This is a genomic window from Burkholderia sp. BCC0419 (assembly GCF_902830285.1).
Lineage (GTDB): Bacteria > Pseudomonadota > Gammaproteobacteria > Burkholderiales > Burkholderiaceae > Burkholderia.
Genome location: NZ_CADESR010000015.1, coordinates 1 through 21,213 on the forward strand (window position 1 = coordinate 1; position 21,213 = coordinate 21,213).

Consider the following 21,213-nt stretch of genomic DNA (forward strand, 5'->3'; position numbering starts at 1 on the left):
TGCACGGCGAACACGGCCATCGCGACGGTGAACAGCGCGATCGCCGCGAGCACGATCGCGCGGTGACCGAAAAAGAACCTTTCCAGGCGACTGACCAGACGATTGAGCACGACGTTACCCCTTCATGATTGGCGGCGGCGCACCGCGCGCGCCGCCCGTAAGCGCATCACCGTCAGAAATTCCGGGTGACGAACAGCCCGACGAAATTCCGGTCCGCGTAGGGCTGGCCGACCGTGTTGTGCCCGCCCCAGAACGAAGTGAAGTTGATGCCGGCCTGCCAGTTCGGCGGGTTCTGGTTGAACAGCACGTAGACGTTCACCGACTTCGCGCCCTGCATGTAATTCGCGGTGAAGGTCGGCGTATAGCCGTACAGGCCGGTTGAGAACGTCACGCCCGGCGTAACCTGCCAGCCCGGAATCAGCGAGCCGTCATAGGTCCAGTTGAAGTCGATCGTCGCGCCCACCGAGCTCGACGTGCCCTGGCTCATCCCGATCGGATAGCCGGCCGCCGAGCCGTTGTTCAGCCACGGCAGGTAACCGGTCTGCGGCACCTGCGTGACGGTCTGCCCGCCGACCGTGCGCGTGACGCCGCTCGAGCTCAGCCCCGGGTAGTAGATCCACGTCAGTTCCCACGTCAGCGCGGCCGAATCGGCGCCGAGCAGTTTCAGGAACGGGTACTCGCTGCGCGTGAGTGCCAGCAGCCCGTTGATGTCGTACTGGAACTTCTTCTTGTCGACCCATTGCGGGCAGTCCAGGCCAACCACGCTGTTCGTGTTCAGGTCGAGCGGGCCGCCCGCGCCGTAGCAGCTCGACAGTGCGACCGCGTCGCGCGGCCGGTACGACAATTCGGTGCCGATTGCCCACGGGCCGACGCCGAAGTTCGCGCTGACGCCGAACAACTGGCGCCGGCCGAGATACGACCATTGCTCGGTGCCGTTCGCGAGCGACGCGAGCACCGGCGACTTGTCGGTGTAGTTCAGGTAGTAGAACGCGAAGTTCGCGTCGAACGAGCGCGGCGAGTAGTTGAACTTCACGCCGAACTGCGGCCGGTATTTCGCCGGCAGGTTCGTGACCGACGGCAGCCCGATGTCGTTGAACGGCGGCCCGGCGTAGGTGCCGTTCACGAGCCCGTTCTTGATCGCGTTGAGCGTGTCCTGGTTGCCGGCCGCGCCCGGTCCGCCGATCGCGTTGGCGATCGTGCCCGCGCTCGGGCCGATCACGTTCAGGTTATTCGTGTTGATCGTGAACGGCTCGGCACCGCGGCCGAAACCGTTCGTCACCGACCAGTACGAGCCGACCGGCGGATAGCGGTTGCCATTCCACTGGAACTGGTAGTAGGCCTCGGTGCTGAACCCGTGCGACAGGTCGGCCGCCAGGCTCACCATCGGTGCGGGCAGCAGCGCCTGCTTGAGCTGTGAGCCGGGGATCAGCAGCTTCTGCACGTCGATCGAGTTCGTCGCGTTGATGCCGCTCTGCGCGAACATGCTCTCGCCCCAGTTGATCACCTGGTTGCCGAGCCGCACGTGCGCGTTGCGCCCGCCGATCGTGAAATCCTTCTGCGCCCACAGATCGAGCAACTGCGCGTTGTAGACGACCTGCGCGGCCGCGGTGCTCGACAACGGCGTGCGGTTCGTGTTCTTGGCCATGAAGTCGTACATGCCCGTGCCGCGCACCATGAACTTCAGCCCTTCGCTCGGCATCTTCAGCAGCAGCTCGCTGGTCGCGCTGATGTAGGTGCTGAACGGCTGGCCCTTGCGGTAGTTCAGGTCACCGTTGTCCGCGTAGCCCCACTGGTTGGTGTTCGCGGCCGCGCCGCAGCCGAAGGCGTTCGGGTCGCCGGTGAGTGAGCAGCTCGGATTTTTGGTCCGGATGCCCGCGCCAGCCGTCAGGTTCGACACCCACGAGCCTTGCAGGGCCCCGCCGTTCAACGTGAAGTCATACGCGTACGCGCTCGACGTCGCGGCACCCGCCATCGCCACCGATACGGTAGCATTCCTGAACAATCTTGCCGGTTCCATGATCCACCTCCGCCCCTGTTCGATGCCGGCGCACGATCGTTGCGCGCGCCGGTCCTTTTATCCGTCAGCCGGCGGCCGTCAGCGTTCGCTGACCGAGCGCAGCGATTCCGCCGTGTAGAAATCCGACTTGAAGCGCGGATCGTCGGCCTGACCGAACCAGCGAATGTCCTTGCCCTGGCCGATCGACGACGCATCGAACACATAGCGGCCGTTGATCATGTCGTACTGCGCGAGCGGTTCGTTGTCGCAGGTGCCGCCGAGTTCCCAGACCGGAATCGGGTAGCTTTCCCGCACCTTCCACAACTTGCCCTGCGCGTCGTAGTCCTCGCCGACGAGCGCGAGCCAGCTGTCTTCGTCGAGATAGAACACCTTCTTCGACGCGACGTGCCGCGCGCTCGGCTTCAGCGTCGCTTCGACGACCCACACGCGATGCGTCTCGTAGCGGCGGTTCGCAGCGGCGAGGCCGTCGGGCGTCGCGACGTCGTGCAGCTTGCTCTTGAACTTGTACATGCCGAACGCGTTGTACGGGACGAGCATTTCCTTCTTGCCCACCAGCTTCCAGTTGAACCGGTCGAGCGAGCCGTTGATCATGTTGGCCTCGTCGATCAGGTACTGGTTCTCGAAGCCGATCAGCGGCGCGTCGTGCGTATAGGCCGGCATGCGCCGCACGCGGCGCTGGCCCGGGAAGTAGTAGTAGGTTTCCGAGTCCTTGTTGAAGTACTGCCGCTGGACGAAGGCCTGCCCGGCCAGTGCGGCCGGCGAGTTCATCTGGAAGTAGACGGCGGCGCTCAACTGGTCGACGTCCTGCGGCGATGTCTTGCCGAGCTTGGCCGACGGGAAGTAGAACGTCTGCGGCCCGACCGCGTCGATCCATTCGCTGCCGCCCGGGCGCGGCGAAATGCTCGTGGCGACCTGCGCCCATTCGACGCCTTCGCCGCGATAGCGCATCTCGTAGTTCAGGATCGCTTCGATGCCGCTCTTCGGTTGCGGAAACGGCACGCCGGGCAACGCGGCCGCGGCGAGGTTCTCGCCGCTCGCATCCAGCTTCGCGGCCGTGAGGTTCGCCTTCGAGTTCTGCTCGGCGGCATCCGGCAACTGGCATTCTCGATGGGACGGGTAGACGTCCATCCGGTAGCCCTTCTTCTGCTTGATCAGCGCGACCTGCCCGGGCGACAGCTTGTCCGCATACTTGTCGACGTTTGCCGCGTCGATCGAGTAGAGCGGCTTCTCGCTGCGATGCTTCCAGAAATCGCCGCGCACCTTGCCCCACTCCCAGCCGGCGTCGGGCGACTGCTTGCCCGTATAGGCCGGCACCGCGCCGTCCTTGCTCGCCGAGCGGTCGGCGCCGGCCGGCGTCAGGTCGTCCGCCGCGACGGCGGTGCCGATCGCGACACATGCAGCGGCCGCGATCGCGGACGTGGTCCAGAAACGATGCTTCTTCATCATGGTTCTCCTTCGTGCTCCGCCTTCGCTCGCCCATCCCGGACGAAACGCGTTTGCTTCGATCGTCATCGTCAGCCGACGATGACGTCGCGCCCTGATCGAGGCCGGCCGGGGTTCCGGCCGGCCGCCTGCCGCTTGATTGATTGCTCTCTTGGCACTATTTCTTCAGTACTGCGATCCATATGGAACGCAGATCCGACGCAAAACCCTCGTGCCTTCCGTCAGCCCTTGCCGGAACCGGCCACCGCCACCGCGCGAATCTCGACGCACAGCCCCGGCAGCGCCAGTTGCGTGACGCCGACCGCCGTCCACGACGGGTAACGGTCGGGGAAATACACGTCCTTGACCGCCGCGAAGCCTTCGGTCTCGCGCTGCAGATCCGTGTGGAAGGTCGTGAGTTCGACGACGTCGGCGAGGCTCGCGCCGGCTTCCTCGAGGATCATCTTCAGGCACTCGAACGCGATTTTTGCCTGCGCCTGCACGCCGTCGGCCGGCTGCATCTGCGCGTCGAGGCCGACCTGGCCCGATACCCAGATCGTGTCGCCGACGCGCGTCGCCGGCGAGAAGTGGTACGCGTCGTACCACGGCTGGAACGCAGCCGGCACGATCGATTGCCGCTTCGGGGTTGCTGTCATGATGAGTTCTCCGGGTTCAGACGAGTTGACGGAAACACGGCGCGCGGAACGGATCGCCGGCCTTCAGCGCAGCGAGCTCCTCGACGAACAGCACGCCGGCCGGCGTGAATCCCGAGCGGCTTTCGTCGGGCAACGGGCTGAACACCGCGTCGTCGCCGAAAAAGCGCAGCACGAGCGTATGGCGATCGGGGAAATCGGCATCGACCGCGCCGCCGCCGTGCAACACGCCCGGATGAAGCAGCAGCACGTCGCCCGGCTTCGTTTCCCACGACAGGATGTCGTACGCATCCGGCGCCGTGCGGCGCTCGGCCTCGATGTTCGGCAGGCGCGGCCACACGTCGCCGCCATGCAACGGGTCGGTCGGATCCTCGGCGTTCTGGAACGTCGTGCCGTCATGCCGCACACCGTGATGCGAGCCGCGCACGATCTCCAGCGCATTGCGCTTCGGCACGTGCTCGAAGCTGATCCACGCGTTGCCGAAATGCATCCCCTGCCACGGCAGGTACGACGTGTCCTGGTGCCACGGCGAGCGTGCGCTCTTGCCGCCGCCCTTCATGAACAGCTCCTCGGCGAAATACCACACGTGCTTCGAGCCCCACAGGTCGGCGAACAGCTGCCCGAACGGCAGCGTGCCGACCAGCGCGTCGAGCCGCTCCTTCGCATACGGGTTCGCGTTGTCGTTGTGCGACTTGTATTCGGTGCCGTCGAGCAGCGTCGTCGCCATCGGGCCCGGATTCTCCATTCCCCAGTCGAACACCGCGCGGCATTGCGCGAGTTGTTCGTCGTCGAGCACCCCTTCGATGAGCACGGCTCCGTCCTCGAAGAACGCCCTTCGCTTCATTGCATCCATCGTCTATCTCCCGATTCGTTCAGCCACAACCGGCGGTTCGTCTTCACTGCCGGCCCTTCAGTAGAACATGATGACTATGTTAGGTCATCATGACAAAAATAAATAAAAGATAAAGACGGGGTATTCCCTGTTTCGTCTGCATGATCGAACGTGCGTCGCCGCCCGCCGCCGGCCCGTCATGACAATCTGCTTTCAGCCTTCATACAAGCGCACGACGACGCGCGGCCGCCGCTGCTTCGCGCCTTCATCCGCGCACGCGGTCGAACACCGTGTGCGTGATGAAGCCGACCAGTACCGCGTCGGCCAGCGCGTCGACCGTGCTTCGTGCATCGGCTGCGTCGTGCGACCGCATGCCGTCGCACAGCGCGGTCAGGCCGAGCGCCAGCACCGGCGTGGGCAACGGCAGCGACACGCCGGCCCGCGCCGCATACGCGTCGATGCACGCGGCCGCGAGCGCCTGCCGGTCGCGCAGCAATGCGCCGAAGCGCGCACGGAACCGCGGATCGCGCGCGGCCTGGAGCTGCGCGTCGAGCCACATCAGCTGCGCTGCAGGCTGGGTCATGCCCCTTCGCCAGTACGCGAGCATCGCGCGCTGCGCATCGTGGTCCGGGTCATGCGAACCGACGATCCGCTGCAATGCCGCGGCAGCCTCGTCCCGATCGCGTCGCAGCAGCTCGAACAGCACGTCGGCCTTGCCGTGGAAGTTCGAGTAGAACGCGCCACGCGTATGCCCGGCCGCCACTGCAATGTCTTCCACGCTCGCGGCCGCATACCCCTTCTCCGCGAAGATCGCGTGCGCGGCGCCAAGCAGGCGTTCGCGCGTCGCATCGCGCCGCTCGGCGCGGGTCAGGCGCGGCGAGTCCATCGGACCGTTCCACCACCACCGCGGCAGCCGGTCGCCCGCGATACGTGCATGCCGATCACTTTCTCAGTACATCTACTCATTTCGGATACGACAACACACCGGCACCGGCCCGACTGCGCCCATTCTCCCGCTCCAGTGCGCAATACGCGTAATAGAGCACGACGGTCAGGTACGACCAGGTCAGCAACGCCAATACATAGAAATTGAACACGACGTTGGTTTCCTCGCCCGGGATCTTGTAGAAATCGTAGATGCACGCGATCGCCTGCGAAGCGACGAGCGCGAGCGTCGTCGTCAGCGCATGGAACGGGTGGCCGGCACGCACGAGCCGCCACACGAAGCTGGCGAGATAGATCGACATCAGCGTCCACATCGCCACGTAGAAGTACGGCAACGCGTGCTGCAACACGCCGGCCACGAGCGCGATCGTCCCGAGCGTCGCGAGCACGAACAGCGTCACGTCCTGCCGCATCGACGGCCGGTAGCCGTGCGTGACCGCCATCAGGCCGGCGACCGCGATCACCGGCATCCCGAACCCGCGCGAGAAGGCGTCGAGAAAGTGCGAAATGAAGTACGACACCGGCGATTCCGTCGCGAAGAAGATCACGGCGTTGGACGCGGAGATCGTCACGATCCACCACTCGAGGCCGATCAGGAAGTTACGCTTGCGCACGAACTTGAAGCCGTAGACGCCGGTCGTCGCCGCGAGCGTCGCGCTGGAAAGACAAAGGACAAGTGATCTGTGATCCATGGTTCGAACTCCCGAGGTCGATTGCTGCCGTTGATTCACTGCCTGGCGGGGCCGAGGCTCGCGAGATAGGTCGCCACTGCCGCGCGATCATCCGCCGACATCGCCTGCGCGACGCGCTGCATCGTGCCGGTCGCCTCGCTGCGCGAGCCCGTCGCGAACGCGTCGAGCTGCGCCAGCAGGTAGTCGTAACCCTGCCCGGCCAGACGCGGGAACTGCGCCTGGCCCGTCAGCCGTGCGCCGTGGCAGGCGGCGCACGCGCCGCCCGTCACCAGTTGCTCGCCTTTCGTGCGCAGCCGTGCATCCGGCTTGAAAGAGCCGTTGTCCAGCGGCGCCTGCTTCGCGTAATAGCCGGCCAGACGCGTGATCTCGGCTTCGCTCATCGTCATCGCGAGCGGGCCCATCGTCGGGTTCGCGCGTTGCCCGCCCGCAAACGCACGAAGCTGCGCGGCCACGTATTGCGCCGGCTGGCCGGCGAGGCTCGGATACGCCTGGTTGAGCGACGTGCCCTTCACGCCATGGCAGCTCATGCACGCGTCGGTCACGCGCGGCCACGGGCCGCCGTCGGCGTCGTCGGCTTGCGCGGCCGTATCGATATGGCGCTGCAGGCGGTAGAAGCCCAGCAGCGTCGGACCGTAGAGCGCCAGCAACGCGCCGATCACCACGAGCGCCGCGACGAGCAGCATGCGTTTCTTCATCTTCGCTCTCCTAAGCACGACGCAACGCATTGAGCGCCTGAAGCGCGCTTTGGTGACCGGAGCGCACGGCGCCGTCCATGTAGCCGGCCCAGATGTTCGCGGTCTCGGTGCCCGACCAGATCAGGTTGCCGCACGGCGCGCGCAGCGCGTCGCCGTGCGCGCTCCAGAAACCGGGCGGGATCGCCGACACGCACGTGAGCGTCCACGGGTCGGCGAGCCCCCAGTCGCGATCGTGATACGACACCGGCGCGCGCGCTTCGTCGCCCCACGCCTGCGCATAGAGCTCCACGTGCATCTGCTTCGCGGCCTGCGGATCCGACGGCACCAGCGCATTCCGGACGAATGCGTTGATCACACCGATCTCGCCGCCCGGCGGCGAATTGTCGTAAGCCCAGAACACCGGCCCGTCGGTCTGGAAGATGTGGCCGTTCAAGCCCTTGTCGCGCCAGAACGGGCGGCGGTAAGCCATCGCCGTCTTGCGCGCCGGCGAATGGGCCGGCCAGGCGCGCTGCAGCGCGACGCGCTTGTCGGGCAGCGGCGGATCGAACTGCACCTGGTGGCACAGCGCCGGATGAAGCGCCATCACGACCTTTTTCGCGCGCACCGTGCCGCGATCGGTTTCCAGCGTCACGACGTCGCGATCCCAGCCGACGATCCGCCGCACCGGCGACGACAGCCGCACCTTGTCGCCCAGTTGCTGCGCCATCCGGATGCTGAGAAGCTGCGAGCCGCCGACGAAGCGGGTTTCCTGCGCGCTGTGCTTGATCGAGTCGAGCTGCGCGTAATCGCAATCGGCGGAGTTGATCATCGACAGGAAGTGCAGCAGCCCCATCTTCGCCGGCGCGATGCCGCCCGACAGCGAGATCGACGCGTTCCAGCCCATCCGGTCTTCCGCCTTGATACCCTGCGTCGCGAGCCAGTCGCCGACCGACAGCCGGTCGAGCTCGCCGGCCTTCGGCGACGTCCACGGCGCACCGGACGGCACGTCGCGCGACAGCTTGCTCAGCTTCGCCGCGACGGCCTCGTCGGTGCCGAAGGTGCCCTCCAGGTCGAGCTCGGCGCGCCCGTCGCCGCCGAGGATCACCGTCTTGCCCGCGTAGTAGCTCGGGAACGTGCCGACTTCCAGCTCGCGGGCGAGATCGGCGACCGCCGTCTGGCCCGGGCCGATCCACTGGCCGCCGACTTCGGTCACGAAGCCGCCGCCCACGTCGTAGTTCAGCGTGCGGCCGCCCACGCGGTCGCGCGCCTCGAGCACGACGAAGGATTCGCAGCCCGCGTAGCGCAGGTCGCGCGCGGCCGTCAGGCCGGCCAGCCCGGCGCCGACGATCGCGATATCGAGTACGTCGCCGTCGTGGCCGGCGGCAGGCGCCGCATCGGCCTTCGCCCGCGCGGCGCCGAGTGCAAGGCCGCCCGCCGCGACCGACGCGCCCGCGACCTTGAGCCACTGCCTGCGCTGCAGGTCGGCCGACCCGCTGATGGATGACTTCCTGGACATGATCTGTGAATGACGCCTGCAATGGGCGCGAACGCCGGCCGCCCCGGCGGCAGGGGCCATCGTTCGCGCGGAGTCTGACGACGGGATGCGATCCCGATCCGCTTCACCTGCCGCCGGCCCGCCCGCCCCCTGACGGGGCGCGCGAATCCGGTTCGCATTCCTGCCTGGACACGCGCCGTACTACCCCGTACCGATAAGGATTTTCCGGCGCCCTGAATTAGTACATGTTGCAAAAGTTAGGTCATGATACATAAAACAGGATTGAAAAAAAAAGACAGGGTATTCCCCTGTCAGGCAACGCCTTGCAGCGCTTCCGAAAGGTTGCGGAAAGACGGCGCACGCGACGGCGATCGGCGCGGCCGCGCCCGTCTCCGTTCGGTTGCGCGGGCCGTACGGTAGTATGGCGATTCGATGGAACCCCGATGGATCTGAACGAGTGGCCATGCCCGAATTTTCTTCATCCCCCGGCGCCGGCCAGCGCGCGCAGGCGCTCGTCCTCATCGCCGAGGACGAACCCGAGATCGCCGAGATCCTGCTCGCCTATTTCGCGCGCAACGGCCTGCGCACCGTGCACGCCGCCGACGGCCGCCGCGCGCTCGAACTCCACCTGTCGCTGAAGCCCGACCTCGTGCTGCTCGACGTGCAGATGCCGCACGTCGACGGCTGGAAGGTGCTCGCCGAGATCCGCCATCGCGGCGACACGCCGGTCATCATGCTGACGGCGCTCGACCAGGACATCGACAAGCTGACCGGGCTGCGCATCGGCGCCGACGACTACGTGGTCAAGCCGTTCAACCCGGCCGAAGTCGTCGCGCGCGCCCAGGCGGTGCTGCGCCGGTCGATGGGCGGCTCGCGCCAGGAAGAGCAGCGCGTGCTGCGCGCCGCGCCGTTCGAGATCGATCTCGAACACCACGAAGCGACGGTCGAAATCGACGGCACGCGCCACACGCTCGTGCTGACGCTCACCGAATTCAAGCTGCTCGCGCAGCTCGCGCGCGCGCCGCGCCGCGTGTTCAGCCGCGCCGAGCTGATGGCCACCTGCCTGCCGGAAGGCGACGCGCTGGAGCGCACGGTCGACAGCCACGTCAGCAAACTGCGCAAGAAACTCGACGATCTCGGCGTCGCGGGCGTGCCGGCAAGCGTTCGCGGCGTCGGCTACAAACTGTGGAGCGGCGAGTGAGACTCGATGGCCTGAGCCGCCAGATCGCGCTGACGATGGGCGCGATCGCCTTCGGCGTCACGGTGCTGATCGTCGTGACGGCCTATGCGTTCTACTACCTGCTGTACCAGTACTCGCCGGAGTCGTTCCAGGCGGTGAGCTGGCTCCCGAGCGGGCCGGAGTGGGTGTGGATCATCTCGACCACGCTGGTCGGCCTGCTGATCGCGATCGTCGTCGCGATCAACCTGTCGCGCCGCATCCTCGTGCCGCTGAATTCGGTAACGGACAGCATCCGCCGCGTCGCGCGCGGCGATCTCGGCGCACGGGCCGTCGCCGGCGACCGTTCGTTGAAGGAAGCGGCGCTGCTCGCCGACAACTTCAACGTGCTCGCGAGCGAGCTGCAGCGCGTGACCGACGAGCAAACCTTCTGGAACGCGGCGATCGCGCACGAACTGCGCACGCCCGTGACCGTGCTGCGCGGCCGGCTGCAGGGGCTCGCCGAAGGCGTGTTCACGCCGAGCGACGCGCTGTACCGCAGCCTGCTCGCGCAGGTCGAAGGGCTGACGCGGCTGATCGAGGATCTGCGCGTGGTCAGCCTCGCCGACAGCGGCCACCTGAGCATCGAGATCCGCGACACCGATCTCGCCGCCGAGGTGCGCGCCGTGGTCGACGTGTTCGCGCACGCGCTGCAGGCCGCCGGTCAGCATCCGGCACTCGATCTCGACCCGCGTCGCATGTGCTGCGACCCGGTCCGCATCCGTCAGGCTTTACTCGCGCTGCTGGAGAACGCACGCCGCCATGCGGTGCCCGGCGCGATCCGGATCCAGACGCGCATCGAGAACGGCATGTGCCGGCTGCGCGTCGAGGACGACGGCCCCGGCATCCCGGCCGAGTTCGCGCCGCACGTGTTCCAGGCGTTCCGGCGCGTCGACGAGTCGCAACCCGGCGGCACCGGCCTCGGGCTCGCCGTCGTCGCGGCGATCGCGCATGCGCACCATGGCGAAGCGCTGTGCGTGCCGACCGGCGCGGGCGGCACGCGGTTCGAGGTGCAGTGGCCCGACGATCTCGTGCCGGTGCCTGAAAGCGAGCGCTTCCCGGCGTAACGTGCGAGCCTTGCCGCTCATGCGCGCGGTTCGCGCCCGACCTGTTCGAGCGGCGGGCTGAACCCGAGCACCGTGTATTCCATTACCGATACCGTCCCTTTCCCGGCCGCGCCCTGCACGACCACCGCGCGCACGGCGCCGGCGCGGTCGAATCTCAGCCGCGTGCCGACGGTCGCCTGGCGCAACGCCTCCAATGCCTCGATCCGCGCGATCGCCAGCTTGCGTACCGCGCCGGACACGTACACGGGCAAAAACGCCAGCGCGATGAAGATCGACACCGCGTCCTTCGACACGCTGTCCAGCACCGGCTGGCCCGACATCACGAGCGACAGCGACGTCGCGGCGACGAAGATCGCGAGCACGGTCGCACCGACGCCCAGCGACGCGAGCCGCTCGGCCGCCTGCTTCATGCGCGCCTTCGCGAGCGCGCGGGCGGGCGCGGGCGTCATCAGCCATTCGCGCTGCGCACCGTAGAACCCGGCGATGCCGAGGAACAGCGTCGCGGCCGCGCTGATCGCGATGCTGGTGTACAGCGCGCCGGCCATCACGCAGACGAATTCGAGCACGAATACGATCGCGAGCGGGCACAGCAGCAGGCGGAACGAATAGCCGTCGCGGCCGTGCCCGCGGATCCACCATCTCACCGGCGCGAGCTGCCAGAAGCGGCTCTCCGGGCGGAGCGAAAGTTCGTCGTCGTCGGTCAATTCGTCACCTGTGTGTCCGTTGCATCCGTGCGCCCGGTGCGGCCGAAACGGGAATGAATACCTGCGGTTATCGATTGATCCCAAAGATTCATTGGACTGTGTCTCCGCCGCCGCGCGATGCTGGGCCCGCCCGTGAACGCGGCGTCATTGCAACGCCGCGCACGAACATGGAGTGAGACACATGCCCACCGACCATCGTCAACGGCGCCACACGCTGTGGCTGCTGTGCGCGCTTTCGTTCATCCTCTACGTCGACCGCGTCAACCTCGCCACCGCGGCCGGCGCGATCAAGGCCGAACTCGGGCTGTCGAATACCGAGCTTGGCGTCGCATTCTCCGCGTTCGCGTATTCCTATGCAATCTGCCAGATCGGCGGCGGCTGGATCGCCGACCGGTTCGGCGCCCGCATCACGCTGATCGGCTGCGGGCTGATCTGGGTCGTCTCCACGTTCACGACCGGGCTCGTGCACAGTCTCGGGCTGCTGTTCGCCGCGCGCCTGCTGCTCGGTATCGGCGAAGGCGCGACGCTGCCGGCTCAGGCCCGGGCGATCACGCACTGGTTCCCGCGCGAGCGGCGCGGCGTCGTGCAGGGCTTCACGCATTCGTTCTCCCGGCTCGGCAACGCGGTCACGCCGCCGATCGTCGCCGCGCTGATGACGTGGCTGTCGTGGCGCGCGGCGTTCTTCGTGATCGGCGCGGTCACGCTCGTCTGGCTCGCGTGGTGGATCGTCGGCTTCCGCGAGCATCCGCTCGGCGACGACGACGGCCGCACGCGCACCCGCCGCCCTGCCGCACCGTCCGGGCCCACGCCGTGGGGGCCGCTGTTCCGCCGGATGGGGCCGACCATCTTCGTCTATTTCTGCTACGGCTGGACCGCGTGGCTGTTCTTCACGTGGCTGCCGACCTTCTTCCTGAACGGCCAGGGCCTGAACCTGAAATCGACCGCGTTGTTCGCGTCCGGCGTGTTCTTCGCGGGTGTGGTCGGCGACACGCTCGGCGGCTGGCTCTGCGACCGCATCTACCGGAAGACCGGCAACCTCGCGCTGTCGCGCCAGAGCGTGATCGTGACGAGCTTCGTCGGCGCGCTCACCTGCCTGCTGCCGCTCGCGGTCGTGCACTCGACGACCGGCGTCGCGCTGTGCCTGTCGGGATCGTTCCTGTGCCTCGAACTGACGATCGGGCCGATCTGGGCCGTGCCGAGCGACATCGCGCCGACCCACGCCGGCATCGCGAGCGGGATGATGAACGCCGGTTCCGCGATCTCGGGGATCCTGTCGCCGATCCTGTTCGGCTATCTCGTCGATCGCACCGGCAGCTGGACGGTGCCGTTCATCGGCTCGGTCGCGATGCTGCTGATCGGCATCGTCGCCGCGCTGCGGATTCGGCCGGACCGGGCGCTGTCCGACTCGACGCCGGCGCTCGCCGACGCACCCGCCGCGCCGTCGGTGCGCTGAAGCGGTTCGCTTCGGGTTCGCCTGCCTCGGCCGCCTCGCCGGCGTCGCCATCACGCTTCACCGCGTTCCGCGATGGTGGGGGCTTGGCTGGTTCGGCTGGTTCGGCTGGTTCGGCTGGTTCGGCTGGTTCGGTTGGTTCGGTTGGTTCGGTTGGTTCGGTTGGTTCGGTTGGTTCGGTTGGTTCGGTTGGTTCGGTTGGTTCGGTTGGTTCGGCTGGTTCGGCTGGTTCGGCTGGTTCGGCTGGTTCGGCTGGTTCGGTTGGTTCGGTTGGTTCGGTTGGTTCGGCTTGATCGGCTTGATCGGCTTGATCGGCTTGATCGGCTTGATCGGCCTGTTCGGCCTGTTCGGCCAGCGCGGTTGGCGCGGCTGGCTCGGCCGCCTCGGCTGGCAAACCGCGCGATTACGCACCGCCGTCATCCCCCGCAGCGTCCTGATGAAACAGCGCGAGAAACTGCTGCGCGGGAATGCTCAACGGCCGGTCGCGCCGCACGAGGCTGCCGTACGACGGCAGCTTCTGTTCGAGCGTGTAATCGATGATCGCGACGAGCCCGTGCGCCGCGTTGCGCTGCGCGACCGTCTGCGGAATCACGCCGAGCATCGGCGAACGGTCGACGAGGTTCATCGTCGTCAGGATCGAGCCCGTTTCGACGAGCCCGCGCGGCATCGGCTGGTGACGCGCGCGGAATTCGCGCTCGACGACCTCGCGCGCCGGGCTGCCGGCCGGCTGCAGGATCCATGCGTAATCGAGCAGCGCATCGAATTCGACCGGCCCCGCGCCCGCGAGCGGATGGTCGCGGCCCGCGATGATCGCGAGCGCCTCGTCGTCGACCACGCGGAAGTCGCAATCCGTGCCGACATTGCGGCCGATCACCACTTCGAGCACGCCTTCGCGCAGCTGCGGCATCAGCCGGTCGCTCGTATCGACCGCGATGTCGATCGCGAGCAGCGGATAACGCGCCTTCAACTGCACCAGCGCCTCGGTCAGCCGCCCCGGCGACGCCGCCATGATGCTGCCGATCGCGAGCCGCCCCGCGCTGCCCAGTTGCAGCTCGCCGAGCTCGCGGTTCAGCGCTTCCATGCTGCCGCGGATGCCGCGGAAATAGCCGAGCACGCGCTCGCCGGCCGGGTTCAGCACGAGCCCGCGCCCGATGCGGTCGAACAGCCGCTGGCCGAGCGCGCTCTCCAGTTCGGCCAGCATCTTCGTCGCGGCCGGTTGCGTGAGGCCCATCTGCTCGGCCGCCGCGCGCAGCGTCGAGCATTCGTCCACGGCCAGCAGCAGCGCGATCTGCCGCATGCGCAACCGGTTCAGCAGTTGCGGGGTCGAGTCTCGTCGGTCGATCGAGCCCATCTTTGATTACTCCAGGTTATCGATTCATCAAGAGTTTTCAATTTACCGACTCATTCCGTCTACCTAGCATGAACCCCATAGACGAACGGCCACGCGCCGCCACCGGAGACATCGCATGCATACCCCCTCGACCGCCGCCCCCCTGCCCGTCGTCGCGCTGACGCTCGGCGACCCCGCCGGCATCGGCGCCGAACTGATCGCGAAACTGCTCGCCCGCCCCGACGCGACCGCCCGCGCAAACCTCGTGCTGATCGGCGATCGCTGGCTGTGGGAAGCCGGCCAGCGGGTCGCCGGCGTCGAGGTCGACGTCGAACCCGTCGCGTCGCTCGCCGCCGTGCGCGGCCGGCCGTCGACCGCGCGCGCCGCGTTCGTCGCAGTCGATACGATCCATCCCGCGCAGGTCACGGTCGGCCAGGCGGGTGCGGCCGGCGGCCGCTCGACGCTGACCGTGCTCGACCTCTGCCTCGACGCCGCCCTGGCCGGCGATATCGACGCAATCTGCTTCGCGCCGCTGAACAAGTACGCGATGAAGCTCGGCGGGCTGCGCCACGACGACGAGCTGCACCACTTCGCCGCCGCGCTCGGCGTGACCGGCTATTTCTGCGAATTCAACACGCTCGGCGAACTGTGGACCGCGCGGATCTCGTCGCACATTCCGCTGAAGGATGCGGCGGCCCAACTGAGCGTCGAGCGGATCGAGCAGGCGTCCGAACTGATCTACCGGTCGCTGCTCGCAAACGGCGTCGCGGCACCGAAAGTCGCGATCGCCGCGTTCAACCCGCACGGCGGCGACGGCGGCAGTTGCGGCCGCGAGGAAGTCGACATCATCGAGCCGGCCGTGCGCCGGTTGCACGCGCGCGACTGGCCGACCGACGCGCCGTTCCACGGCCCGTTCCCGGCCGACACGATCTTCCTGAAGGCGCAGGCGGGCGACTACCAGGCGATCGTCACGATGTATCACGACCAGGGGCAGATCGCGATCAAGCTGCTCGGCTTCTCGCGCGGCGTGACCGTGCAGGGCGGGCTGCCCGTGCCGATCACGACGCCCGCGCACGGCACCGCATACGACATCGCGGGCCGCGGCACGGCCGACGTCGGCGCGACCTGGCAGGCGCTGCAGATCGCATGCCGAATGGGCGCCGCGCGGCGCTCGCCCACCGTTTCGGCGTGACGCCCGCACGCCTTCACCACACGACAACATCGATTCTGGAGACACCTTCATGAAGATCCGTTCCGTACGCGCCCGCGTATTCCAGTGGAAAGGCAAGACCGTCCCGCCGCAAGGCAACTTCTGCTCGAACGCGATGGACCTGCTGTACGCGCCGCAGGAAACCATGAGCACGTTCCGCTTCCACGCGTGGACGGTCGTCGAAGTCGAGACCGACGACGGCATCGTCGGCCTCGGCAACGTCGCGCTCGCGCCGCACGTCGCGAAGGTCATCATCGACCAGTACCTCGCGCCGCTCGTGATCGGCCAGGACCCGTGGGACTACGAGTACCTGAACCAGCGGATGTACCGCGCGACCCACGCATGGGGCCGCAAGGGCATCGGCATGGCGGCGATCTCGGCGATCGACATCGCGATCTGGGACATCCTCGGCAAGAGCGTCGGCAAGCCGGTCTTCAAGCTGCTCGGCGGCCGCACCAAGGAAAAGATTCCCTGCTACTACTCGAAGCTCTACCGCACCGACCTGAAGGCGATGCAGGAGGAAGCGCAGCAGTACCTGAAGGAAGGCTTCCGCGCGTTCAAGATGCGCTTCGGCTATGGGCCCTCGCACGGGCAGCAAGGCGTGGTCGAAAACCTGAAGTCGGTCGCGGCGATCCGCGAGGTGATCGGCTACGACAACGACCTGATGCTCGAGTGCTACATGGGCTGGAACCTCGAGTATGCGAAGCGCATCCTGCCGAAGCTCGAGAAGTACCAGCCGCGCTGGCTGGAAGAACCGGTAATCGCCGACGACATCGACGGCTACGCCGAGCTGAACCAGCTCACGCGCATCCCGATCTCCGGCGGCGAGCACGAATTCTCGCTGTACGGCTTCAAGCAACTGCTCGATCGCAAGGCCGTGTCGGTCGTCCAGTACGACACGAACCGCGTCGGAGGGATCACGATGGCGCACAAGATCAACGCGCTGTGCGAGGCGTACAGCGTGCCGGTGATTCCGCATGCGGGCCAGATGCACAACTACCACCTGACGATGAGCACGCTCGCGTCGCCGATGAGCGAGTACTTCCCGATGTTCGACGTCGAGGTCGGCAACGAGCTGTTCTATTACATCTTCGACGGCGAGCCGGTGGCCGAGAACGGCTTCCTGCAACTGCGCGACGACGTGCCGGGCCTCGGCCTCACGCTGAAGACCGAATTCCTCGACCAGTTCGACATCGTCGAGTGAGGCCGACCATGCACGCACGCTACCGGGGCGTCTTTCCCGTCGTGCCGACGATCTTCGACGCGCACGGCGCGCTCGATCTCGACGGCCAGCGCCGCTGCATCGACTTCATGATCGATGCCGGCTCGCACGGCCTCTGCATCCACGCGAACTACTCGGAGCAGTTCGCGCTCGGCGACGACGAACGCGATCTCATCACGCGCACGACGCTCGAACACGTCGCGGGCCGCGTGCCGGTGATCGTCACGACGTCGCACTTCAGCGCGCGGATCTGCGCCGAGCGCAACCGGCAGGCCCAGGCGCTCGGCGCGGCGATGGTGATGGTGATGCCGCCGTACCACGGCGCGACGTTCCGCGTGCCCGAAGCCCAGGTGCGCGCGTACTTCCGCGAAGTCGCCGACGGCCTCGACATTCCGCTGATGATCCAGGACGCGCCGGCGAGCGGCGTCGCGCTGCCGGCGTCGCTGCTCGCGACGCTGGCACGCGAGATCGACGCGGTGTCGTACTTCAAGATCGAGACGGCCGGCGCCGCGTCGAAGCTGCGCGGGCTGATTGCGCTCGGCGGCGACGCGATCGAGGGGCCGTGGGACGGCGAGGAAGGCATCACGCTGCTCGCCGATCTCGATGCCGGGGCGACCGGCGCGATGACGGGCGGCGGTTATCCGGACGGGATTCGCCGGATCACCGATGCGTATTTCGCCGGGCGCCGCGACGACGCGTACGAGCAGTACGCGCGCTGGCTGCCGCTGATCAACTACGAGAATCGCCAGTCGGGCTTCCTCACCGCGAAGGCGCTGATGAAGGAAGGCGGCGTGATCGCGTGCGACCGGCCGCGCTCGCCGTGGCCCGAGTTGCATCCGCAGGTGCGCGCCGGCCTGCTCGATACGGCGCGGCGGCTCGACCCGCTCGTGCTGCGCTGGGGGCGCTAGACATCGTTTTTGTACCCGCAACGCGCATGCGTTGCGCATCGGCGTGACGGCGGCCCGACAGAAGGCCGCCGCCGCCCGTCAGATGGATCACATGGATTGGAGACACCATGAACCTGTTGAACCCGGCCTACGAAGCCGGCGAAGCCATTCCGCGCCGCCGCTGGCTGCGCGTGATTCCGCCGCTGCTGCTCGCGTGCATCATTTCGTACATGGACCGCGTGAACATCGCGTTCGCGATGCCCGGCGGGATGAACGCCGATCTCGGCATGGACGCGACGATGGCCGGCCTCGCCGGCGGCATCTTCTTCTTCGGCTACCTGTTCCTGCAGATTCCCGGCGGCCGGCTCGCGGCGCGCGGCAGCGGCAAGACCTTCATCGCGTGGTCGCTCGTGAGCTGGGCCGTGCTGTCGGTGCTGACCGGGCTCGTCACCCATACGTGGCAACTCCTGACGCTGCGCTTCCTGCTCGGCGTGGCCGAGGGCGGGATGCTGCCCGTCGTGCTGACGATGGTCAGCCACTGGTTTCCCGACCGCGAACGCGGCCGCGCGAATGCGATGGTCATCCTGTTCGTGCCGCTCGCCGGCATGATCACCGCGCCGCTGTCCGGCTTCATCCTCGCCGCGTACGACTGGCATCACCTGTTCTTCAGCGCGGGCGCGCTGTCGCTGCTGTGCCTGGTCGTGTGGATGCTGTTCGCCGATGACGGCCCGGAGACCGCGCGCTGGGTATCGCCGCGCGAGAAGGCGTACATCCTCGACGCGCTGCGCGACGAGCAGGAACGCAAGCGCGCGGCCGGCACGCCGGCCGCCGCCTCGTTCGGCGCGCTGCTGCGCCACCCGACGATCTGGCTGCTCATCGCGATCAACTTCTGCTATCAGGCCGGCATCTACGGCTATACGATGTGGCTGCCGACCCTGCTGAAAAACCTCACGCACAGCGGGATGGGCAAGATCGGCCTGCTCGCGATGCTGCCGTACGTCGCGATGGTGATCGGGATGCTCGTCACGTCGTATTGGTCTGACCGGACCGGCAAGCGGCGCCTGTTCGTGCTGCTGCCGCTCGTCGGGTTCGCCGCATGCCTCGCGCTATCGGTGCTCACGCATGCGTCGATGGCCGTGTCGTTCGCGTTCCTGATCGGTTGCGGCTTCTTCCTGCAGGCGGCGGCCGGCGTGTTCTGGGCGATTCCGCCGAAGCTGTGCAGCGTCGAGGCGGCCGGCAGCGCACGCGGCCTGATCAACGCGCTCGGCAATCTCGGCGGCTTCTGCGGCCCGTATGCGGTCGGCGTGCTGACGCAGCACGTGAGCGCGGCGGCCGGCGTCTACAGCCTCGCGGTCACGCTTGCAGTGGCCGGCCTGCTCGCACTGACGCTGCCCCGCCGCTGCGAAGACTGAAGCGCATCGACACGCGGTCACGCGAACGAAACAACGGAGACACACGATGAACGACATCCTGCTGCTGGTGCAGAAATGCGCCCATACCTTCAGCTTCTACGACCTCGAAACGAAAGCCGCGCTCAAGCACATCGTGCTGCCGAACTTCCCGCACGAATTCACCGTCGACGTGAACGAGCGCTATGCGTACGTCGGCATCTTCGGAATCGAGACCGCATGGTCGCGCGGCCATGAAGGCGATCACCGGATCGCCGAGATCGATCTCGTCGAGCGCACCCACACGCGAATGCTCGACCTGTGGCCGTACTACCGGCCGCACGGGATGGCGAGCGACCGCGACGGCCGGCTCTATGCGATGAGCGAGGCGCACGACATGCTGCTCGTATTCGACGAGCCGACCCGGCAGCCGGTACCGAACATGGCCGTGCCGTCCGGCGGCGTGAAGACGCACCTCGTGACGCTCACACGCGACGCGAGCCGCGCGTACGGCGTGCATCTGCTGTCGAACACGGTCACGCAATTCCATCCGCGCGACGCGACGGTCGCGCCGCGCGCGGTGATGCCCGGCCCGCGCCCCGAAGGCAATGCGCTGTCGAGCGACGAGCGCACGCTGTTCGTCGCGAATCGCGGCGACGACACGCTGGTCGAGATCGACACGGAGACGATGACCTGCGGCCGCCGCGTGAAAACCCGCAGCGACCCGAACCGCATCTACCGGACGAGCGCGCCCGACGGCCGCGACCTGCTGCTGCTGACCAATTCCGGGGAGCAATCGATCTCGGTGTTCGATGCGCGGCAGCTGGAAGAGATCAAACGCGTCGCGCTGCCCGCGAACCCGACCGCGCTGTCGTTCCATCCGTCGCGGCGCGTCGCTTATGTGTCGTTCCAGGACGACTATGTGCGCGAACTCGATCTCGATGCGTGGCGGTTCGTCGGTGCGTTGCCGACGCTGCGTGAACCGGATGCGTCGTATGTGCTCGCCGGCACGCGCTGAGCGGCGCGACGACGCACCGCCGCCGGACGCGATGCCGGCGGCGATCGTCGATGCGCATCACCACCTGTGGCGACTCGATGCGGGTGCGCACTATCCATGGCTGCAGGAGCAGTACGATCCGGCGCGCTTCATGTTCGGCGACTACGCGGCGCTGTGCCGCGATTTCGGTGTGGACGACTTCCGGCACGCCGCGCAAGGCGCGCCGATCGTCGCGAGCGTGCACGTCGAGGCGGAACGGGCGCGCGATGAAGCGCTCGCGGAAACGCGCTGGCTGCACGAGGTCGCGGCCGCGCACGCGCTGCCGTCGGCGATCGTCGCGTGGGTCGACCTGCTGGCCGGCGATGCGGACGAACGGCTCGCCGAACAGGCCGCGTGGCCGCGCGTGCGCGGCGTGCGTTTCAAGCCGCGCACCGCGACCGCGCCGGATGCGTCCATCGACGGGCCGGGCGCGCTGCGTGATCCGCGCTGGCCGGTCGCGCTCGAACGCGTCGCCGCGCACGGCCTGAGCTGGGATCTGCGCGTGCCGTTCTGGCATCTCGGCGACGCGGCCGCGATGCTGGCCGACGCGCCCGACGTCGACGTCGTGCTCGAACATGCGGGACTGCCGTGTGATCGTTCCGAAGCCGGGCTCGCGCGCTGGCGCAGCGGCATGGCCGCGCTCGCCGCGTTGCCGCGCGTTACCGTGAAAATCTCCGAGCTCGGCCTGCGCGATGCAGTGTGGAACGATGCGGACAACGCAAGGATCATCCGCGACACGATCGCGATCTTCGGCTCGCAGCGCTGCCTGTTCGCCAGCAATTTCCCCGTGGCCGGCCTGCGCGTGTCGTATCCCGCGCTGCTGCGCACGTTCGCCTTAGCGATGACGCACCTCGATGACGCCGCGCGCCGCGCGATCTGGCATGACAACGCGCTGCGGGTGTACCGGATCGATGTCGGTGCCGCTGCCGCGCGCGCAGACTGACGACCGCGCACCGTACCCCACTACCTGAAA

20 protein-coding genes are annotated in these 21,213 nt (G+C 67.5%); 9 read left to right on the forward strand and 11 right to left on the reverse strand.

Going from position 1 to position 21,213, the window contains the following annotated elements; translation table 11 throughout:
• Positions 1–172: 172 nt before the first annotated feature.
• From HWW87_RS35350 to HWW87_RS35385, 8 genes are all read right to left on the reverse strand, one after another.
• Positions 173–2,017 carry a DUF1302 domain-containing protein gene (locus HWW87_RS35350; protein ID WP_175824156.1) on the reverse strand — a complete coding sequence of 615 codons (1,845 nt, stop codon included), beginning with the start codon at positions 2,015–2,017 and terminating at the stop codon, positions 173–175.
• A 78-nt stretch (positions 2,018–2,095) separates the two neighbouring features.
• A complete protein-coding gene (locus HWW87_RS35355) occupies positions 2,096–3,463 on the reverse strand; it encodes a DUF1329 domain-containing protein (RefSeq protein ID WP_175824157.1) in 1,368 nt (455 codons plus the stop codon).
• Positions 3,464–3,681: 218 nt separating this feature from the next.
• Positions 3,682–4,095, reverse strand: coding sequence for a RidA family protein (locus HWW87_RS35360; protein ID WP_174385554.1), 414 nt, complete (start codon positions 4,093–4,095; stop codon positions 3,682–3,684).
• Between the two features lie 16 nt (positions 4,096–4,111).
• Positions 4,112–4,945 (reverse strand): phytanoyl-CoA dioxygenase family protein, encoded by an 834-nt coding sequence (locus HWW87_RS35365; RefSeq protein ID WP_175824158.1) that lies wholly within the window; start codon positions 4,943–4,945, stop codon positions 4,112–4,114.
• A gap of 244 nt (positions 4,946–5,189) precedes the next feature.
• Complete coding sequence (locus tag HWW87_RS35370) at positions 5,190–5,810, reverse strand: TetR family transcriptional regulator (RefSeq protein ID WP_175824159.1); 621 nt, start codon at positions 5,808–5,810, stop codon at positions 5,190–5,192.
• A 76-nt stretch (positions 5,811–5,886) separates the two neighbouring features.
• Complete coding sequence (locus tag HWW87_RS35375; protein ID WP_175824160.1) at positions 5,887–6,561, reverse strand: hypothetical protein; 675 nt, start codon at positions 6,559–6,561, stop codon at positions 5,887–5,889.
• Between the two features lie 35 nt (positions 6,562–6,596).
• Positions 6,597–7,256, reverse strand: coding sequence for a c-type cytochrome (locus HWW87_RS35380; protein WP_175824161.1), 660 nt, complete (start codon positions 7,254–7,256; stop codon positions 6,597–6,599).
• A gap of 10 nt (positions 7,257–7,266) precedes the next feature.
• The gene (locus HWW87_RS35385; RefSeq protein WP_175824162.1) at positions 7,267–8,751 is read right to left on the reverse strand and encodes an FAD-dependent oxidoreductase; all 1,485 of its coding nucleotides are present in this window, start codon (positions 8,749–8,751) and stop codon (positions 7,267–7,269) included.
• A 442-nt stretch (positions 8,752–9,193) separates the two neighbouring features.
• Between HWW87_RS35385 and HWW87_RS35390 the strand changes: the two genes are divergently transcribed.
• On the forward strand, positions 9,194–9,931 hold the full coding sequence (locus tag HWW87_RS35390; protein ID WP_175824163.1) for a response regulator: 738 nt from the start codon (positions 9,194–9,196) through the stop codon (positions 9,929–9,931).
• Positions 9,928–11,013 (forward strand): ATP-binding protein, encoded by a 1,086-nt coding sequence (locus HWW87_RS35395; protein WP_175824164.1) that lies wholly within the window; start codon positions 9,928–9,930, stop codon positions 11,011–11,013. Before HWW87_RS35390 ends, HWW87_RS35395 begins: the two co-directional genes overlap by 4 nt.
• Positions 11,014–11,030: 17 nt before the next feature.
• Here the strand turns inward: HWW87_RS35395 and HWW87_RS35400 are convergent, their stop codons facing one another.
• On the reverse strand, positions 11,031–11,717 hold the full coding sequence (locus tag HWW87_RS35400) for a hypothetical protein (RefSeq protein ID WP_175824165.1): 687 nt from the start codon (positions 11,715–11,717) through the stop codon (positions 11,031–11,033).
• 181 nt (positions 11,718–11,898) lie between these two features.
• On the opposite strand from HWW87_RS35400, the gene HWW87_RS35405 reads away from it, so the two are divergent.
• Complete coding sequence (locus tag HWW87_RS35405) at positions 11,899–13,170, forward strand: MFS transporter (RefSeq protein WP_175824166.1); 1,272 nt, start codon at positions 11,899–11,901, stop codon at positions 13,168–13,170.
• A 57-nt stretch (positions 13,171–13,227) separates the two neighbouring features.
• On the opposite strand, the gene HWW87_RS37355 is transcribed toward HWW87_RS35405, so the two are convergent.
• Both HWW87_RS37355 and HWW87_RS35415 read right to left on the reverse strand, forming a co-directional pair.
• The gene (locus tag HWW87_RS37355) at positions 13,228–13,587 is read right to left on the reverse strand and encodes a hypothetical protein (RefSeq protein ID WP_244107404.1); all 360 of its coding nucleotides are present in this window, start codon (positions 13,585–13,587) and stop codon (positions 13,228–13,230) included.
• Positions 13,571–14,518, reverse strand: a complete 948-nt coding sequence (locus HWW87_RS35415; RefSeq protein WP_175824168.1) for a LysR family transcriptional regulator — start codon at positions 14,516–14,518, stop codon at positions 13,571–13,573. Before HWW87_RS35415 ends, HWW87_RS37355 begins: the two co-directional genes overlap by 17 nt.
• Before the next feature lie 115 nt (positions 14,519–14,633).
• On the opposite strand from HWW87_RS35415, the gene HWW87_RS35420 reads away from it, so the two are divergent.
• The 6 genes from HWW87_RS35420 (at position 14,634) to HWW87_RS35445 (ending at position 21,183) form a co-directional block, all read left to right on the forward strand.
• Positions 14,634–15,689 (forward strand): 4-hydroxythreonine-4-phosphate dehydrogenase PdxA, encoded by a 1,056-nt coding sequence (locus tag HWW87_RS35420; protein ID WP_175824169.1) that lies wholly within the window; start codon positions 14,634–14,636, stop codon positions 15,687–15,689.
• A gap of 49 nt (positions 15,690–15,738) precedes the next feature.
• The gene (locus HWW87_RS35425; RefSeq protein WP_175824170.1) at positions 15,739–16,911 is read left to right on the forward strand and encodes an L-rhamnonate dehydratase; all 1,173 of its coding nucleotides are present in this window, start codon (positions 15,739–15,741) and stop codon (positions 16,909–16,911) included.
• 8 nt (positions 16,912–16,919) lie between these two features.
• Positions 16,920–17,837, forward strand: coding sequence for a dihydrodipicolinate synthase family protein (locus HWW87_RS35430; protein ID WP_175824171.1), 918 nt, complete (start codon positions 16,920–16,922; stop codon positions 17,835–17,837).
• A 107-nt stretch (positions 17,838–17,944) separates the two neighbouring features.
• Positions 17,945–19,228, forward strand: coding sequence for an MFS transporter (locus HWW87_RS35435; protein WP_175824172.1), 1,284 nt, complete (start codon positions 17,945–17,947; stop codon positions 19,226–19,228).
• 46 nt (positions 19,229–19,274) lie between these two features.
• On the forward strand, positions 19,275–20,222 hold the full coding sequence (locus tag HWW87_RS35440; protein ID WP_175824173.1) for a YncE family protein: 948 nt from the start codon (positions 19,275–19,277) through the stop codon (positions 20,220–20,222).
• A complete protein-coding gene (locus HWW87_RS35445) occupies positions 20,200–21,183 on the forward strand; it encodes an amidohydrolase family protein (protein WP_175824174.1) in 984 nt (327 codons plus the stop codon). Before HWW87_RS35440 ends, HWW87_RS35445 begins: the two co-directional genes overlap by 23 nt.
• The last annotated feature ends 30 nt before the right edge of the window (positions 21,184–21,213 follow it).

Coding starts and splice junctions, on each gene's coding strand:
- HWW87_RS35350 (WP_175824156.1), bottom strand. CDS start 2,017: ATGGAACCGGCAAGATTGTTCAGGAATGCTACCGTATCGGTGGCGATG.
- HWW87_RS35425 (WP_175824170.1), top strand. CDS start 15,739: ATGAAGATCCGTTCCGTACGCGCCCGCGTATTCCAGTGGAAAGGCAAG.
- HWW87_RS35445 (WP_175824174.1), top strand. CDS start 20,200: ATGTGCTCGCCGGCACGCGCTGAGCGGCGCGACGACGCACCGCCGCCG.
- HWW87_RS35430 (WP_175824171.1), top strand. CDS start 16,920: ATGCACGCACGCTACCGGGGCGTCTTTCCCGTCGTGCCGACGATCTTC.
- HWW87_RS35380 (WP_175824161.1), bottom strand. CDS start 7,256: ATGAAGAAACGCATGCTGCTCGTCGCGGCGCTCGTGGTGATCGGCGCG.
- HWW87_RS35355 (WP_175824157.1), bottom strand. CDS start 3,463: ATGATGAAGAAGCATCGTTTCTGGACCACGTCCGCGATCGCGGCCGCT.
- HWW87_RS37355 (WP_244107404.1), bottom strand. CDS start 13,587: ATGACGGCGGTGCGTAATCGCGCGGTTTGCCAGCCGAGGCGGCCGAGC.
- HWW87_RS35385 (WP_175824162.1), bottom strand. CDS start 8,751: ATGTCCAGGAAGTCATCCATCAGCGGGTCGGCCGACCTGCAGCGCAGG.
- HWW87_RS35415 (WP_175824168.1), bottom strand. CDS start 14,518: ATGGGCTCGATCGACCGACGAGACTCGACCCCGCAACTGCTGAACCGG.
- HWW87_RS35365 (WP_175824158.1), bottom strand. CDS start 4,945: ATGGATGCAATGAAGCGAAGGGCGTTCTTCGAGGACGGAGCCGTGCTC.
- HWW87_RS35405 (WP_175824166.1), top strand. CDS start 11,899: ATGCCCACCGACCATCGTCAACGGCGCCACACGCTGTGGCTGCTGTGC.
- HWW87_RS35370 (WP_175824159.1), bottom strand. CDS start 5,810: ATGGACTCGCCGCGCCTGACCCGCGCCGAGCGGCGCGATGCGACGCGC.
- HWW87_RS35375 (WP_175824160.1), bottom strand. CDS start 6,561: ATGGATCACAGATCACTTGTCCTTTGTCTTTCCAGCGCGACGCTCGCG.
- HWW87_RS35390 (WP_175824163.1), top strand. CDS start 9,194: ATGCCCGAATTTTCTTCATCCCCCGGCGCCGGCCAGCGCGCGCAGGCG.
- HWW87_RS35360 (WP_174385554.1), bottom strand. CDS start 4,095: ATGACAGCAACCCCGAAGCGGCAATCGATCGTGCCGGCTGCGTTCCAG.
- HWW87_RS35440 (WP_175824173.1), top strand. CDS start 19,275: ATGAACGACATCCTGCTGCTGGTGCAGAAATGCGCCCATACCTTCAGC.
- HWW87_RS35435 (WP_175824172.1), top strand. CDS start 17,945: ATGAACCTGTTGAACCCGGCCTACGAAGCCGGCGAAGCCATTCCGCGC.
- HWW87_RS35420 (WP_175824169.1), top strand. CDS start 14,634: ATGCATACCCCCTCGACCGCCGCCCCCCTGCCCGTCGTCGCGCTGACG.